We start from the raw sequence: 17,549 nt of genomic DNA, 5'->3' as shown, positions 1-17,549 counted from the left end.
TTATGATTTAAATGCTACGCTTCACACATTTAACTGATTCATGTAACAAATTATTTAAGATTTGCTATCTTAACTGCGTGCGGCCTGAAAATTAGGGCTGCGCCCTTGTAAACAATGATAATAATTTACGGCGCAGCCACGATTTCCCTGGTGTTGGCGCAGTATTCGCGCACCCCGGTCAAGCCGGGGTCATTTTTTTTCCACGCTCGCCACCCAGGCCTTCAATACCGCCACGTCGTGCTGCCACTCCTGCTTCATCTCTTCAATCCATTCAGCAACATTATCTTCCCAGGCTGGAAGGTCTGGCGACTGGATTTGCTGACCTAACTGTTGCAGGTGGCGCAGCCCCACGGAACCTGCCGCGCCTTTAATTTTATGGCCTTCCTCAACAACGCCTTTTTTATCCCGTGCGGTCAGATTGGACTCCAGCACGCTCAAATATCCCGGCATCATCTTCTCAAACACCGCCAGCCCGTCGGTTATTAACTTCGGTCCCACCAGCTCGAGGTATTGTTCCAACATAGGAATATCTAACAGCGCTTGCGATTTACTGCTCTCTTCAGATGTCACAGTGCTCTCCTCTTTGTTTCGGGTATCCCAGTATTTTTTGATCATGGCGGTTAACGCCGGAACCGACAGCGGCTTACTCAGCACGTCGTCCATTCCCGCGTCCAGATACTCTTTTTTATCTTTCAGAACGTTGGCGGTAAGCGCAACCAGCGGCGGCAGGTCCTCACGGGCGTATTTTTGCGTCAGCTCGCGCGAGATATCCAGACCGGTCATATCCGGTAGCTGAATATCCAGCAGCACCAGGTCATATTCGCCCGGCGTGAACATTTCCAGCGCGGCTTTCCCGGTCATGGCGACATCCACGCTGTTGCCCAGTTTTTCCAGCACTGAACGCGCGACAATAACGTTCAGTTCGATATCTTCCACCAGCAGCACATTCAGGGCTGGCAGCGGCATGTCGTCGTCTTCAAAGGCGTCTTCAATCTCTTCCGCTACCGCAGGCGCATGCACGGTCAGCGTAAAGATGGAGCCTTTGCCAGCCTGGCTGGAGACCGTAATATCACCGCCCATGTTTTTCGCCAGACGCTTCGATACGGCCAGACCAATCCCGGTTCCCGTTGCCGGTTTGCCGCCATTGCTGTCCTTCACCTGATAATACATGGCGAAGATTTTATCTTGCTCATCCTGCGGAATACCGATCCCGGAATCTTCAACTTCGAAATGCAGTATATTCCCCTGGTCATAGCGCGCCCGCACGGTTACCTGCCCCTGCTGGGTAAACTTCACGGCGTTGCTGATCAGATTCCACAGAATCTGGCGCAAACGCGTGCCGTCGGTAATGACCTTATGCGGCAGTGGTAACGTCGGCTCAAGTACAAAACGCAGCCCTTTTTGCTGCGCCTGCAGGCCAGAGAGGTTTTCCAGATCCGCCATAAAGCTGGTGAAATCGATCGGCTGGTTATCGAGCTGAACTTTACGTCGCTCCATTTTATCCATGTCGATAATATCGTTGAAAATATTCCCCAGCGTCACGGCAGAGACGTGGATTGTTTTCAGGTATTTTTCCTGCTCAGCGGTCAGATCCGTATCCAGCAGGATCCGGCTTAAGCCGACAATGCCGTTAAGCGGGGTGCGCAGTTCGTGGCTGATGGTAGAAATGAAGGTGGTCTTATCGCGGCTGGCGCGCTCTAACGCATCCTGATAACGCTTACGCTCGGTAATATCGCGCCCAAAACCCATCAGACCATGCCGCTTACCTACGCGGTCATAGTAAGGTACTTTGCGAATTTCAAAGCAGGCTTTGCGCCCGTCAGGATAGTCCAGCCACTGTTCGTAGGTGAGCGAGACGTTATGACGGAACACCTTCTCGTCGGTTTCAATGACCTTTTCTGCCGCCTCAGGGGAGTAAACATCAGCCGGTTTTAAATTCACCAACTGCTTTTCGCTCTTGCCGGTCAGCAGTTCCATGGCACGGTTACAGCCAGAAAATTCTTTATCTTCATTACGATAAAAAACCAGATCCGGCGAGGCATCAAGGAAAGAGCGTAAAAAGGAAGACTGCTGCTCAAGCTGAATCTGCGCTTCTTCGCGCTCTTTGATTTCAACCTTCAACTGCTCGAACGTATCCTGGCGCTCCGCTTCGGCTTTTTCGCGCTCAACAATTTCCTGATTAAGCTGGGCAATATTATCTTTTAACTGCACATTGAGCTTGAGATCGCGCTCGCGCATCTCTTCCAGCTTTTGTACCAGTCGTGACAAGCGTTGCCGGGACTCTTCCAGTTGCTCCACCACCACTGACAGAAAATAGACGGCCCAGGGGGTAATTAACAGACCAAAAAAGATAGAGCGGATAACATCAATGCTTTCTACCTGGCCATGCAGCACCATGGTGACAGCCATCTGCACCACAATCGCCAACACGACCAGCGCCAGCGCCAATAACAGCGAAAAGCGCACCAGACCCAATTTCATCATCAGGTCGACGTAATATTGCGCCAGCATACGGATTTGCTTCATAGAGGGTTCCTTCACGACAACTTGGCACAATAATACTCAATTCTCAGCGTGACGTTGAAGATTGTGCAAGAAATGCGGAGGTTATCGGTGAAATGACCGAGGAGAGATTCAACGTGGGCCTGATAAGCGTAGCGTCATCAGGCAAGCAGGCGCAGATTGCCGGATGGTTAGCTCCCAGGCTGAATCCACGGAGTGCCAAGCGCAGAGCCTTGAACACCATGAGCATTGAGATAGCGATCCAGTTCGACCATCCCGGTCCAGCGGTTTTCACACCATAGCGGAGCCAACAGCATTGGGCGACGCGCGCTGGCAGAGATTCGGTGATAAATCACCTCTGGCGGCGTATGGCGGATCATCTCCCCGGCGGTAACCGTGTAGTCATCCAGTTCAATTCCGTTCAGCCGTCCAGCTTCCCAGGCCTTTGCCATCGTACTGCCTTTCACAATATGCAGCGGATGCAGCTTAATACCGTCAACGCCCGTCTCCACCACACGTTCCATGGTTTGCAGACAGTCTGCCTGTCCTTCTCCCGGCAGGCCAACAATCAGGTGTGAGCACACTTTCAGCCCGCGCTCGCGCGCCAGCCGCGTGGTGTTCTGATAGCAGGCAAAATCATGGCCGCGGTTAATCCGGTGCAGAGTTTTGTCATGCGCAGTTTGCAGACCGAGCTCCAGCCATACCTCATAGCCGAGGTCTTTATACTCACAAAGCAGATCGAGTACCGCATCCGGCACGCAGTCGGGACGGGTCCCAACGCATAACCCGACGATGTTGGCCTGGCTGACCGCCTGTTGATACATCGAACGCAGCACCTGTACTTCCGCGAAGGTGCTGGTATAAGCCTGGAAATAGGCCAGATAGCGTCTGGCGCGATTGACCAACTGCGCCTGATGCTCAAGCTGCTCGGCAATTGAATGGTGCTGCTGTGCTTCATCGGCAAACGAGGCGACATTACAGAAAGAACATCCGCCGCGTCCGATGGTGCCATCACGGTTTGGACAGCTAAAGCCGCCGTGCAGCGTGAGTTTATGAACCTTTTGCCCATAACGGCGAGAAAGATCCCCACCAAACATATTGACTAATTTCTGTAACTGCATAATCTGGTAGACCGCGCCTTGAAAAGAGGCCAAAGCCTGCCATTTTTTGCCCCAGTCGGCGATGACCTGGATCAATCGCCCTGGCGAGCCTTTATTTATTGCATAACAAATCAAAATAATCGAAATTTCATTCACTAAAAATATAATTACTTTTCCTTATATCCAGCTGTTTTTTTTATCTTCTTATACTCTCAGCGTAAAAACAGTATCTTTAAGACGCCAAAACTCTAAAAACCAGCATAAAATGCCAAGTATATCGATAAACAAAGGGAGGACGAGAGATATCCGGCCTATCTTACAGTGAGACAGATCACACTTCCCAGGGCATCCTCCTCAGGTTATATCAATGTATAAAACCCTTTTATTTCAATATTTTCATAAAGTTAATTGCCCAATAGCACATTTTTGCATAAATAAGATTGCCATTTGACCTGTGTGTGGATTCCCGATAACTTGGAAATCCGCTGGAAGCTTTCTGGATGAGCAGTCTGCTCATCATATTTATGCAGTAATTGAGATTCCCTCTGAAGCAAGTCCTCAAACTTGTTTGACCTGTGCGAAAAGGATAAAGAGGGCGAATGCGAGGTAAGCGTATGACACGCAAACCCCGTCGCCATGCTCTTGGTGTGCCCGTGCGCAACGGTCCAGATGGGAATCCCGCAGAGCCTGGGGAGGTTCACTGATATGTTGTACGATAAATCCCTTGAGAGGGATAACTGTGGTTTCGGCCTGATCGCCCACATAGAAGGCGAACCTAGCCACAAGGTAGTGCGTACCGCCATACACGCACTGGCCCGCATGCAGCACCGTGGCGCAATTCTTGCCGATGGAAAAACCGGCGATGGTTGCGGCCTGCTGTTACAAAAACCTGACCGCTTTTTCCGCATCGTAGCGCAAGAGCGCGGCTGGCGTTTAGCCAAAAACTACGCCGTCGGCATGATCTTTTTAAATAAAGACGCTGAGCTGGCAGCGGCTTCTCGTCGCATTGTAGAAGAAGAATTACAGCAGGAGACCCTGTCGATTGTCGGCTGGCGCGATGTGCCGACTAACGAAGGTGTTCTCGGTGAAATTGCGCTCTCCTCCCTGCCTCGTATCGAGCAAATTTTTGTTAATGCCCCTGCGGGCTGGCGTCCGCGTGATATGGAGCGTCGCCTGTTCATCGCGCGCCGTCGTATCGAAAAACGCCTCCAGGAAGATAAAGACTTCTACGTCTGTAGCTTGTCGAACCTGGTCAATATCTATAAAGGTCTGTGTATGCCGGCGGATCTGCCGCGCTTTTACCTGGACCTGGCGGACCTGCGTCTGGAATCGGCCATCTGCCTGTTCCACCAGCGCTTCTCCACCAACACCGTACCACGCTGGCCGCTGGCGCAACCGTTTCGCTACCTGGCGCACAATGGTGAAATCAACACCATCACCGGCAACCGCCAGTGGGCACGCGCCCGTACCTATAAATTCCAGACGCCGCTGATCCCTGATCTGCACGACGCCGCACCGTTCGTTAACGAAACCGGCTCCGACTCCAGCTCAATGGATAACATGCTGGAACTGCTGCTGGCTGGCGGGATGGATATCATCCGCGCCATGCGTTTACTGGTGCCGCCGGCCTGGCAGAACAACCCGGATATGGACCCGGAGCTGCGCGCGTTCTTCGACTTTAACTCCATGCACATGGAGCCGTGGGATGGTCCGGCGGGTATCGTTATGTCCGACGGTCGCTTTGCCGCCTGTAACCTTGACCGCAACGGCCTGCGTCCGGCGCGCTACGTCATCACCAAAGACAAGCTGATTACCTGCGCTTCTGAAGTCGGGATCTGGGATTATCAGCCGGATGAAGTGGTTGAGAAAGGTCGCGTCGGCCCTGGGGAGCTGATGGTTATCGATACCCGTAGCGGGCGCATTCTGCATTCAGCTGAAACCGATGACGATCTGAAAAGCCGCCACCCCTACAAAGAGTGGATGGAGAAGAACGTCCGCCGTCTGGTGCCTTTCGAAGACCTGGCTGACGATCAGGTCGGCAGCCGTGAACTGGACGATGACACCCTCGCCAGCTACCAGAAACAGTTTAACTACAGCGCTGAAGAGCTGGATTCCGTTATCCGCGTGCTCGGTGAAAATGGTCAGGAAGCGGTCGGTTCAATGGGTGATGATACCCCGTTTGCCGTGCTCTCCAGCCAGCCGCGCATCATTTATGACTACTTCCGCCAGCAGTTTGCCCAGGTCACCAACCCGCCGATCGACCCGCTGCGTGAAGCGCACGTCATGTCGCTGGCCACCAGCATCGGTCGTGAGATGAACGTCTTCTGCGAAGCCGAAGGTCAGGCGCACCGTCTGAGCTTTAAGTCGCCGATCCTGCTGTACTCCGATTTCACCCAGCTCACCACCATGAAAGAGGAGCATTATCGCGCTGACCGACTGGATATCACCTTCGACGTGACCGAAACCACGCTCGAAGAGACCGTCAAAGCATTGTGCGATAAGGCTGAACAGATGGTGCGTAACGGCACGGTGCTGCTGGTGCTCTCTGACCGTAATATCGCAAAAAACCGCTTGCCGGTTCCGGCACCGATGGCCGTTGGCGCAGTACAAACACGTCTGGTAGAACAAAGCCTGCGTTGCGATGCCAACATCATCGTTGAAACCGCCAGCGCCCGTGACCCGCACCATTTTGCCGTTCTGCTCGGTTTTGGCGCGACAGCCATTTATCCGTATCTGGCGTATGAAACGCTGGGACGTCTGATCGACACTCAAGCGATTGCCAAAGATTACCGGACCGTGATGCTGAACTACCGTAACGGCATCAACAAGGGTCTGTACAAAATCATGTCCAAAATGGGCATCTCGACCATCGCCTCTTACCGCTGCTCGAAGCTGTTTGAAGCCGTTGGTCTGCACGATGATGTTGTGGCTTTATGCTTCCAGGGCGTGGTCAGTCGCATCAGCGGCGCGGGTTTTACCGACTTCCAGCAGGATCTGCTGAACCTCTCCAAACCTGCCTGGCTGGCGCGTAAGCCTATCAGCCAGGGCGGTTTGCTGAAGTACGTTCACGGCGGCGAATACCACGCCTACAACCCGGACGTGGTGCGCACGCTGCAACAGGCAGTACAAAGCGGCGAGTACAGCGACTATCAGGAATATGCAAAGCTGGTCAATGAGCGTCCGGCGGCCACGCTGCGCGATCTGCTGGCGATTACACCTGGCGATGAAGCCGTAAGCATTAGCGAAGTAGAACCCGCAACCGAACTGTTTAAACGCTTTGATACCGCAGCGATGTCTATCGGGGCATTAAGCCCGGAAGCACACGAGGCGCTGGCCGAAGCCATGAACAGCATCGGCGGTAACTCGAACTCCGGTGAAGGCGGCGAAGATCCGGCACGCTACGGCACTAACAAGGTGTCGCGCATTAAGCAGGTGGCTTCCGGTCGCTTTGGCGTAACCCCAGCGTACCTGGTCAATGCTGATGTCATTCAGATTAAAGTCGCTCAAGGCGCGAAGCCGGGCGAAGGCGGTCAGTTACCGGGTGATAAAGTCACCCCGTACATCGCCAAACTGCGTTATTCGGTGCCGGGCGTGACGCTGATCTCCCCGCCGCCGCACCACGATATCTACTCTATCGAGGACTTAGCGCAGCTGATTTTCGACCTGAAACAGGTTAACCCGAAAGCGATGATCTCGGTGAAGCTGGTTTCCGAACCGGGCGTCGGCACTATTGCGACCGGCGTGGCGAAAGCCTATGCGGATCTGATTACCATTGCCGGCTACGATGGCGGTACCGGTGCAAGTCCGCTCTCATCCGTGAAGTATGCGGGCTGCCCGTGGGAACTCGGTCTGGTGGAAACCCAGCAGGCGCTGGTGGCTAACGGTCTGCGTCACAAGATCCGTCTGCAGGTCGATGGCGGTCTGAAAACCGGCGTCGATATCATTAAAGCGGCAATTTTGGGTGCAGAAAGCTTCGGTTTCGGCACCGGCCCCATGGTCGCGCTGGGCTGTAAATACCTGCGTATTTGCCATCTGAACAACTGCGCAACCGGCGTGGCAACTCAGGATGACAAACTGCGTAAGAACCACTATCACGGCCTGCCGTTCAAAGTGACTAACTACTTTGAATTTATCGCCCGCGAAACCCGCGAGCTGATGGCGCAACTGGGCGTGAAACGTCTGGTGGATCTGATTGGTCGTACCGACCTGCTCAAAGAGCTGGAAGGTTTTACCGCCAAGCAGCAGAAACTGGAGCTGTCTCGTCTGCTGGAAACCGCTGAACCGCATCCAGGTAAAGCGCTGCATTGCACTGAAAACAATCCGCCGTTTGATAACGGCGTGCTGAACGCCCAGCTGTTACAGCAGGCGAAACCGTTTGTCGACGAGCGCCAGAGCAAAACCTTCTGGTTCGATATACGCAACACCGACCGTTCCGTCGGCGCATCGCTGTCGGGCTATATCGCTCAGACGCATGGCGATCAGGGGCTGGCATCTGACCCGATTAAAGCGCACTTCAGCGGTACCGCAGGCCAGAGCTTCGGCGTGTGGAATGCGGGCGGCGTGGAGCTGTATCTGACAGGCGATGCCAACGACTATGTCGGTAAAGGCATGGCGGGCGGCCTGCTGGCAGTGCGCCCTCCGGTTGGCTCTGCTTTCCGTAGCCATGAGGCGAGCATCATTGGTAACACCTGCCTGTATGGTGCTACCGGTGGCCGCCTGTTTGCTGCGGGTCGTGCGGGTGAGCGTTTTGCGGTGCGTAACTCCGGCGCTATTACCGTGGTTGAAGGTATTGGCGACAACGGCTGTGAATATATGACCGGCGGCATCGTGTGTATTCTCGGCAAAACCGGCGTCAACTTCGGTGCGGGCATGACCGGCGGATTCGCCTACGTGCTCGACGAAGACGGTGAATTCCGCAAACGCGTGAACCCGGAACTGGTAGAAGTACTGAGCGTGGACTCGCTGGCTATTCATGAGGAACACCTGCGCGGCCTGATTACCGAGCACGTACAACATACCGGTTCTTCACACGGCGAAGAGATCCTGGCGAACTGGCCAGCATTCTCGGCGAAATTCGCGCTGGTAAAACCGAAATCCAGTGATGTGAAAGCACTGTTGGGTCACCGTAGTCGTAGCGCAGCAGAGCTGCGTGTGCAGGCGCAGTAAGGGGTAGCAGCAATGAGTCAGAACGTATACCAATTTATCGACCTGCAGCGCGTTGATCCACCGAAGAAACCGCTGAAGATCCGTAAGATCGAATTTATCGAGATCTACGAGCCGTTTTCCGAAGGCCAGGCCAAAGCACAGGCAGATCGCTGTCTTTCCTGCGGCAACCCGTACTGCGAGTGGAAGTGCCCGGTACATAACTACATCCCGAACTGGCTTAAGCTGGCGAATGAGGGACGTATTTTTGAAGCGGCAGAACTGTCGCACCAGACTAACACTCTGCCGGAAGTCTGTGGCCGAGTGTGCCCGCAGGATCGTCTTTGTGAAGGATCCTGCACGCTAAACGATGAGTTCGGTGCGGTAACTATCGGCAACATCGAGCGCTATATCAACGATAAAGCGTTCGAGATGGGCTGGCGTCCGGATATGACTGGCGTTCGCCAGACGGACAAGCGCGTGGCGATCATCGGTGCAGGTCCGGCGGGCCTGGCCTGTGCTGATGTGCTGACCCGCAACGGCGTGAAGGCGGTGGTATTTGACCGCCACCCGGAAATCGGCGGTCTGCTGACCTTCGGGATCCCGGCGTTCAAGCTGGAGAAAGAGGTCATGACCCGTCGCCGTGAAATCTTCACCGATATGGGTATTGAGTTCAAACTAAACGTGGAAGTGGGCCGCGACGTGCAGCTTAACGATCTGCTGAAGGATTACGATGCCGTGTTCCTTGGCGTAGGTACCTATCAGTCGATGCGCGGTGGGCTGGAAAACGAAGACGCTTCCGGCGTATTTGATGCCCTGCCGTTCCTGATCGCCAATACCAAACAGTTGATGGGATTTGGCGAAAGCAGTGACGAGCCGTACATCAGCATGGAAGGCAAACGCGTCGTTGTTCTCGGCGGTGGCGATACCGCGATGGACTGCGTGCGGACCTCGGTTCGCCAGAACGCGGCACACGTAATCTGCGCCTATCGCCGCGACGAAGAGAACATGCCGGGTTCCAAACGCGAGGTGAAAAACGCGCGTGAAGAAGGCGTCGAGTTCCAGTTCAACGTCCAGCCTTTAGGCGTGGAAGTGAATGCCAACGGTAAAGTGTGCGGCGTGAAAATGGCGCGCACCGAAATGGGCGAACCGGATGCGAAGGGTCGTCGCCGCGCGGAGATCGTCGCTGGTTCCGAGCACGTTGTTCCAGCTGATGCGGTGGTACTGGCGTTTGGATTCCGCCCGCACAGTATGGAGTGGCTGAAAGAGCACAGCGTCGAGCTGGATTCTCAGGGCCGTATTATTGCTCCGGAACGCAGCGATAACGCCTTCCAGACCAGCAACCCAAAAATCTTCGCTGGTGGCGACATCGTGCGTGGTTCGGATCTTGTAGTCACCGCGATTGCCGAAGGTCGTAAAGCGGCAGACGGTATCCTGAACTACCTGGAAGTGTAAGTAAGCGTCTTCTGGCATCTCATCTTCAAACGCTGATGAGATGCCAGATTCCTCGCAATACCCCTGCCCCCTCCCCTCTATCAACACCGTGAAAGAGAACTAAAAAAACATACGGAAACGTTTGCTTTATTCTGAGAACTGTATATTATGCGGCGGATTTTTTGGGCAAAATTCATGGAGGCGTTGTGTCGCAGGACAACAATTATAGCCAGGGCCCCGTCCCTCTGGCGGCGCGGAAGGGCGTGATTCCACTAACGTTTGTCATGTTGGGACTCACTTTTTTTTCCGCCAGTATGTGGACCGGTGGCACACTCGGTACCGGTCTTTCCTATAATGATTTCTTCCTGGCAGTTCTCTTCGGTAATCTTCTCCTCGGTATTTACACTGCATTTCTCGGTTTTATCGGCGCAAAAACAGGGCTCTCAACCCACCTTCTGGCACGTTACTCATTTGGTTTGAAAGGTTCATGGCTTCCCTCACTGCTCTTAGGCGGTACACAGGTAGGCTGGTTTGGCGTTGGTGTGGCCATGTTTGCTATCCCGGTTGGCAAAGCGACGGGGATTGACGTCAATATTCTGATTGCGGTTTCCGGTCTGTTGATGACCCTGACTATCTTTTTTGGCATCTCGGCGCTGACCGTTTTATCTATCATCGCCGTACCTGCCATCGTCGTTCTTGGCAGCTACTCCGTCTGGCTGGCGGTGAGCGATGTCGGCGGTTTAGACCATTTAAAAGCGATAGTCCCGCAGACACCGCTGAATTTCTCCACCGCACTGGCGCTGGTGGTCGGCTCATTTATCAGCGCAGGCACGTTAACCGCCGACTTTGTCCGCTTTGGCCGCAACGCCAAAGGTGCGGTACTGATTGCCATGGTGGCATTTTTCCTTGGCAACTCGTTGATGTTTATCTTCGGCGCTGCGGGTGCCGCCGCTGTTGGACAGGCGGACATCTCTGACGTAATGATTGCTCAGGGCCTGCTGCTGCCCGCAATTGTGGTTCTCGGCCTGAATATCTGGACCACCAACGACAATGCGCTCTACGCTTCAGGTTTGGGATTTGCCAATATTACCGGCCTTTCCAGCCGTTCGTTGTCGGTGGCTAACGGTATTATCGGCACACTGTGCGCACTGTGGCTTTACAATAACTTTGTCGGTTGGCTGACATTTTTGTCGGCAGCGATTCCTCCAATTGGTGGAGTGATTATCGCCGACTATCTGCTGAACCATCGCCGATATGCCGACTTCAGCAAAGCACAATTTATTTCCGTAAACTGGATAGCTATCCTGTCCGTTGCACTGGGCATTGCCGCCGGTCACTATATTCCCGGTATCGTGCCCGTCAACGCCGTACTCGGCGGCGTATTCAGCTATATCCTGCTGAACCCACTTTTCAATCGCAGCCTTGCTAAATCACCAGAGGTCAGCCATGCAGAATAATAACATCACCATTCGTCAGGCGCGTTTACAGGGACGCGAAGGATTGTGGCAGCTCACGGTTGAAAACGGACGCTTCAGCCGAATTGAGGCTCAGGACGCCGTTACGTTGCCGCAGGGGGAAGTGCTTGATGCCGAAGGTGGCCTGGCAATCCCACCGTTCGTAGAGCCACATATCCACCTGGATACCACGCAAACCGCGGGGGAGCCGAGCTGGAACCAGTCTGGTACGTTATTTGAAGGCATTGAGCGCTGGGCCGAACGTAAGGCAATGCTCACTCACGATGACGTCAAAGCGCGCGCCATGCAGACTCTTAAGTGGCAGATGGCCAACGGCATCCAGTATGTCCGCACTCACGTTGACGTTTCCGACCCAACGCTGACCGCGCTGAAAGCCATGCTGGAGGTGAAGCAAGAAGTCGCTCCGTGGGTAGAACTACAGATTGTCGCGTTCCCGCAAGAGGGCATTCTTTCTTATCCCAACGGTGAAGCGTTATTAGAGGAAGCCGTGCGTTTGGGGGCCGACGTCATTGGCGCTATCCCCCACTTTGAATTTACGCGTGAATATGGCGTGGAGTCGTTGCACAAAATTTTCGCCCTCGCGCAAAAATACGACAGACTTATCGACGTGCACTGTGACGAAATTGACGATGAGCAATCACGCTTTGTTGAAACCGTCGCGGCGCTGGCCCATCGCGACAATATGGGCGAGCGCGTGACCGCCAGCCATACTACGGCAATGCACTCCTATAACGGCGCGTATGCTTCCCGTCTTTTCCGCCTGTTGAAAATGTCCGGCATTAACTTTGTCGCGAATCCACTGGTGAATATTCACCTGCAAGGGCGCTTTGACACGTATCCTAAACGCCGCGGCGTCACACGCGTCAAAGAGATGCTGGAGGCAGAGATCAACGTCTGCTTCGGCCATGATGATGTCTTCGATCCGTGGTATCCACTGGGCACCGCGAATATGCTGCAGGTACTGCACATGGGGTTACATGTGTGCCAGCTGATGGGATACGGACAAATTAACGATGGCCTGAATCTGATCACCACCCACAGCGCGAAAACCCTGCACCTGCAGGACTACGGTCTGAGCGTAGGGAATTCCGCGAACCTGGTGATTTTACCGGCAGAGAATGGATTTGACGCGGTTCGTCGCCAGACGCCTGCACGTTATTCCATTCGTCACGGGCGAATCATTGCCGAGACTGTGCCGAGCCAAACGACGCTGCATCTGACGCAGCCGGAAGCGGTGACGTTTAAGCGCTAGGTTGTAATATCCGGTGTCGGATGGCGCAAGCCTTGCCATCCGACACCGTCACTCTCATCGTCAGGTGTGTAATAAACTGGCGCGCACCTTGATCACCACCTTTTTGATGTCCATCGGAGCCTGTACCACGCAGCCCGGCTTATGCGGCTCGCCCGGCATAAAAATCACAAATCTTCCCGGCTTCAGTACCATCGCCTGCTCATCGGCAATCTGGCTACACAGCTGATAATCATCCTCAACGTGCATCTCTTCGCACTGACGAGCAGAATCAGCCATCCCGAACAGAATGCGTTCTTCACCAGATAACAGCACCTGAATATCAATGTACTCCCTGTGCAGTTCCGCTTTCTTTTGCTCCGGGCTCTGCGTTGCAAATTGCATAACATTCATAAAAATATTATCGCCCTGCAACTCGTAGCGCCCTGGCGTTTTCTCCTGCGGATTCGCCGCAACAGCCAGCGTTAACGCCTGCTGCAAAACCGGATGTAATCCGGCAGAAGGCAATGAACGCAACTCATCTGACATCATAATCAATCTCCCTGGGCCAACAGCGCGGCCCCCAGTAATCCAGCGTCATGACGGTAATGCGCCGCCCGTAACTCTACGTGGTAAGCCGAAGGCTCTTGTGCCAGATAGTTCTCCACCAGCGCCAGATACCCTTCTGCCAGCCCCACGCTGCCGCCAATCACCACAATCTGGCAATCGATCGTGGCCTTCACATCGGCGACAAGCCTTGCCAAAGTACGTGCCGAACGATGGATCAACCGACTGGCCTGCTCATCACCCTGCCCGGCGCGGCTAAAAATGGTTTTGGCGTCGCATCCAGCAAGCGTGCCTTCGGCAGCCGCCGCGATCCCACGACCGGAAGCGATCGCCTCGACACAACCCACACGCCCGCAACCGCACACCGGCCCATGCGGATCAGCCAGCGTATGTCCCAGATGCCCGGCCAGACCGCCAATCCCGGTCAGCAGCTTCCCATCACTTACCACCCCGCCGCCTACACCGGTGGAGACGGTGATAAACACCATATCGCGGTACTCTCCGCCAAGCGCATGATACTCAGCCCACGCCGCGGCCTGCGCGTCATTGACTGCCAGCGTCGGCAAAGCGGTGAGATCTTTTAGCGTTTGCACCAGAGGAAAATGCAGCAGCCCGCCGAGGTTGTGCGGGTTCAGCGCCAGTAGAGAACCGTCGCGGATAATCCCCGTTGAGGCGATCGCCACCCGCGTTGCCTGCCCCTGTAGCGGCGCAACCAGTGCTTGTAACGCGGCACGCAGAGCATCCGGTGTTTTGCTGGCGGGCGTCGGCAATTCATGACGATCTTGAATTTGCAGGCTGCTGTCTACCAGTGCGACAGCCAGTTTGGTGCCGCCAATATCAATCGACAGCGTGGTCATAGCACCGCCTTTTTAAGCGCTGTGTTGTACCACTGGCAAATGTGCTCCAGCCGGGTAATGGCTGAGCCGACTGTCACCGCCCATGCGCCATGACGCATCGCCTCAGCGGCCTGCGCTGGCGTGTTGTAACGTCCTTCAGCAATCACCCGACAACCCGCGTCGCTTAAAGACTTCACCAGAGCCAGATCCGGTTCTTCGGGCGTTTCTGGCGTGGTATAACCAGAAAGGGTAGTGCCAATGATTTCGGCACCGAGTTTCTGGCAGGCCATGCCATCCGCCATGGACGAACAGTCAGCCATTGCAAGGCGTTGGTGATGATGAATACGTGCCAGTAAGGTTTCTACAGGTACCGGACGTACGCGATCGGTACCGTCGATGGCGATGATGTCAGCGCCTGCCTGCGCCAGCGCATCAACATCCTCCAGATATGCGGTGATGCGGACCGGAGAGTCATCAAGGTCACGTTTGAAAATGCCGATAATCGGCACCGAAACTACCGCCCTGGTCGCTTTCAGGTTTTCCACCCCTTCAATGCGTAACGCCACCGCGCCAGCCTGTTCCGCGGCCAGCGCCATCGCCGCAACAATTTCCGGTTTATCTAACGGGCTGTCAGGAACAGGCTGGCAGGAGACAATCAGCCCGCCGTTCGCGGCAATCTTGATATCCAGTTGTTCAAGTAACGACATGCTTATTCCCTTATGACTACTGCCCGGTGCAGGACCGGGCAAACGGATTAACTTTTGGATTTCACCATGGTGCTTTTGTCACCGCCGAACGGCACGGCCCCGCTAAACGGTTTGCCATCAATGGCATCATGCGTACGCAATGCTTCAGGCCGCAGCCAGCGCTGTACGCGAGACGGCATATCGAGACCAATCAGCAGGATCACCACAAATGTCAGGCCGAAAGAGAGCGATCCCAACGCGGTGCCCAGATCCAGTCGTTGGGCAATCAGCGCACCTATGATCGGTGCCAGCGCCCCGCCCAGTGCACCCACGTTGTAGGTGAAGCCCAGACCCGCCGCACGCTGGTCGGTATCGAAATAGCCGCCAATCAGTTTGGGTAAGATCCCGGAGATCCCCTGACCGAGCATTTGCTGGAAAAACAGCAGTAAACCCAGTACCCAGACGTTTGAGCCGCCAATCGCAAACACTGGAATAATCAGCAACTGCGAAGCCAGCAGACTGCAGACATAGGCCTTACGCGTGCCCAGCCAGTCGCCAAGAAAACCACCGACGCAACAACCGACCGCCGCGCCAAAGCCGCTAAAGAAGAGCACCCTGGCGACAGTGGAAGGGTCATACAGCAATTCGGTTTTCAGATAGGTTGGCAGCAGCGCCTGAATCGGCCACGAGTAAAGGAAGGCAAACAGCACAACCACCATCAGCATGACGCCCGTCGGCCAGCGTTTCCCGCTGCTTTGCACCATAAAACTAATGAAGATAAACGCGCATATCAGGCCAAGGACCGCCACGATAGCCGCATTTTGCAGGTTGCCTGCAAAGCAGAACCACAGCGCGGTTGCGGCGGCGAGAGTCATCACAATATTGATAACCCGATGTTCGCCCCGGTAGAGAATGTCCACCATCGTGCGTACCGGCGCTTTGCCTTCGTGTTTCTCTTTCCAGTCTTCCGCTTCCGGAATATTTTTACGCAGCCAGAGGGCGAAGATAATCGGCAAAATGCCGATGAAGAACAGCGCGCGCCATCCCCAGACCGGGACCACCAGGCTGTAGACTTGGGCGGCGATCACTGCGCCTACAGAGAAGCCGGAAATCAGGAAGCCGCTGGCTTTGTTTCGCAGGTGCCTGGGCCAGCTTTCAATAACATAAGTTGCGCTGGAGCCGTACTCACCAGCCATCCCCATACCGATAACCAGGCGGGCGATAAACATGGTGGTGTAGCCCGGCGCGAAGCCGCAGGCCAGCGTCCCCACAGAGAACAGAATGATACTGGTGACCATCGCCAGGCGGCGTCCATAACGGTCGCCCATCGCTCCCAGCATTAACCCACCAAACCAGCGGGAGATAAAAGCGGCCGAGATCAGACTGGCCGCCTGCACCGTCGTCAGTCCGAATTCGCCTTGTACTTCCGTCAGCACAAGGGCGATTAATACAAAATCAAAACCATCAAGCAAATATCCCAGCCAGGCGGCGGAAAATGCCCGCCATTGCGCCCGATTGAGATGGCGATACCACGGGATGCTCTGGGTAGAAGTACTCATTTTACTCTCCCGACGATCTTTATTTTCGTTGTGGTGCCGGATGGCGGATTCGCCTTATCCGGCCTACGAGTCTTGTTTTTGCAGGCCGGATAAGCATTGTGCTATCCGGCGTCCGATCAGTCGCGTTCCAGCATTAATTGCTGGGCCAGCGCTTTCAGTTCCGGCAGATATTGTTCATCTACCGGGGCAAATGGTTTACGGCACAGCGGAACAGAAACCACGTCCATATAGTGCAATACCGTCTTCAGGCCGCGGAACACGCCAACCTTAATGAGCAGATCGATAACCTTATTGCACTCGGTTTGCAGCTTTTGCGCCGTACGGATGTCGCCTTCTTTGAGCGCTTTCACAATTCCCTGATAACGCCATCCCATAATGTTGTAAGTGCTACCGATACCGCCATCAGCGCCCGCCAGCAGACCAGAAGCGAAGATCTCGTCATAACCGTTATAAAGCACCAGATCGGGGTGAGCGCGGCGGATCTGTTCCATCTGATAGAGATCGCCTGAGGTTTGCTTCAGCGCGCCAACGCCCGGCAACGTCACCAGCGTGTTGATTTGATCCAGCGTCAGTTTTACGCCGCTCAGCGCCGGGATGTTATAGACCACCATCGGCAAGCCATCAGCGGAATCAATAATTGCGCGGTAGTGATCGCAGTGCTCTTCAAAACTGAACGGATAGTAAAACGGTGTGACGGCCGAAACCGCATCAAAGCCGTAGCGATGCGCGGCACTCGCCAGCTGTTGGCTCTCTTCGGTACTCACTGTGCCAACGTGAGCGATCAGCGTCACCTTGCCTTTCGCTTCTTCGGCAACAATTTCCAGTACCTGCTCTCTCTCAACGCGGTTTTGGACAAATGCCTCACCCGTAGACCCACCGACATAGAGCCCGTCGATCCCTTGCCCAATGTTGAAACGCACCAGGCGGCGCAGGCTCTCAATGTCCAGTCGCTGTTGGCTATCGAATGGGGTTAACAACGCTGGCATTACGCCTTTTAAATCTCTTGCCATAGCTACCTCT

The 17,549-nt window shown here is 54.8% G+C and carries 11 protein-coding genes; 4 read left to right on the top strand and 7 right to left on the bottom strand.

What is annotated here, in order from left to right; translation table 11 throughout:
* Positions 1-189 precede the first annotated feature (189 nt).
* Both arcB and HV237_RS02395 read right to left on the bottom strand, forming a co-directional pair.
* Positions 190-2,526, bottom strand: a complete 2,337-nt coding sequence (gene arcB, locus HV237_RS02400) for an aerobic respiration two-component sensor histidine kinase ArcB (RefSeq protein ID WP_016154693.1) — start codon at positions 2,524-2,526, stop codon at positions 190-192.
* 167 nt (positions 2,527-2,693) lie between these two features.
* The gene (locus HV237_RS02395; RefSeq protein WP_135107965.1) at positions 2,694-3,623 is read right to left on the bottom strand and encodes a TIGR01212 family radical SAM protein; all 930 of its coding nucleotides are present in this window, start codon (positions 3,621-3,623) and stop codon (positions 2,694-2,696) included.
* Between the two features lie 684 nt (positions 3,624-4,307).
* On the opposite strand from HV237_RS02395, the gene gltB reads away from it, so the two are divergent.
* From gltB to HV237_RS02375, 4 genes are all read left to right on the top strand, one after another.
* Complete coding sequence (gene gltB, locus HV237_RS02390; protein ID WP_135107964.1) at positions 4,308-8,768, top strand: glutamate synthase large subunit; 4,461 nt, start codon at positions 4,308-4,310, stop codon at positions 8,766-8,768.
* A gap of 12 nt (positions 8,769-8,780) precedes the next feature.
* Positions 8,781-10,199: a glutamate synthase small subunit gene (locus tag HV237_RS02385; protein ID WP_047358526.1), complete on the top strand. Its 1,419-nt coding sequence runs from the start codon at positions 8,781-8,783 to the stop codon at positions 10,197-10,199.
* A 185-nt stretch (positions 10,200-10,384) separates the two neighbouring features.
* Complete coding sequence (gene codB, locus HV237_RS02380; RefSeq protein WP_047358527.1) at positions 10,385-11,635, top strand: cytosine permease; 1,251 nt, start codon at positions 10,385-10,387, stop codon at positions 11,633-11,635.
* The gene (locus HV237_RS02375) at positions 11,625-12,905 is read left to right on the top strand and encodes a cytosine deaminase (protein ID WP_047358528.1); all 1,281 of its coding nucleotides are present in this window, start codon (positions 11,625-11,627) and stop codon (positions 12,903-12,905) included. The genes codB and HV237_RS02375 overlap by 11 nt, the downstream gene beginning before the upstream one ends.
* A 60-nt stretch (positions 12,906-12,965) precedes the next feature.
* On the opposite strand, the gene nanQ is transcribed toward HV237_RS02375, so the two are convergent.
* From nanQ to nanA, 5 genes are all read right to left on the bottom strand, one after another.
* Complete coding sequence (gene nanQ / locus HV237_RS02370; protein ID WP_047358529.1) at positions 12,966-13,433, bottom strand: N-acetylneuraminate anomerase; 468 nt, start codon at positions 13,431-13,433, stop codon at positions 12,966-12,968.
* A gap of 2 nt (positions 13,434-13,435) precedes the next feature.
* Complete coding sequence (nanK, locus tag HV237_RS02365; protein ID WP_047358530.1) at positions 13,436-14,305, bottom strand: N-acetylmannosamine kinase; 870 nt, start codon at positions 14,303-14,305, stop codon at positions 13,436-13,438.
* Positions 14,302-14,991 (bottom strand): N-acetylmannosamine-6-phosphate 2-epimerase, encoded by a 690-nt coding sequence (locus HV237_RS02360; protein ID WP_047358531.1) that lies wholly within the window; start codon positions 14,989-14,991, stop codon positions 14,302-14,304. The genes nanK and HV237_RS02360 overlap by 4 nt, the downstream gene beginning before the upstream one ends.
* Positions 14,992-15,038: 47 nt before the next feature.
* Entirely contained in the window at positions 15,039-16,529 is a 1,491-nt protein-coding gene (gene nanT / locus HV237_RS02355) for a sialic acid transporter NanT (RefSeq protein ID WP_016154702.1), read from the bottom strand.
* 116 nt (positions 16,530-16,645) lie between these two features.
* The gene (gene nanA / locus HV237_RS02350) at positions 16,646-17,539 is read right to left on the bottom strand and encodes an N-acetylneuraminate lyase (protein WP_016157581.1); all 894 of its coding nucleotides are present in this window, start codon (positions 17,537-17,539) and stop codon (positions 16,646-16,648) included.
* Positions 17,540-17,549 lie beyond the last annotated feature (10 nt).

The sequence above is a fragment of the Citrobacter sp. RHBSTW-00570 genome (genome assembly GCF_013739755.1).
GTDB classification, from domain to species: domain Bacteria; phylum Pseudomonadota; class Gammaproteobacteria; order Enterobacterales; family Enterobacteriaceae; genus Citrobacter; species Citrobacter braakii.
Note: the sequence above shows the minus strand (reverse complement) of the source record. Positions and strands in the feature narration are given on the sequence as shown.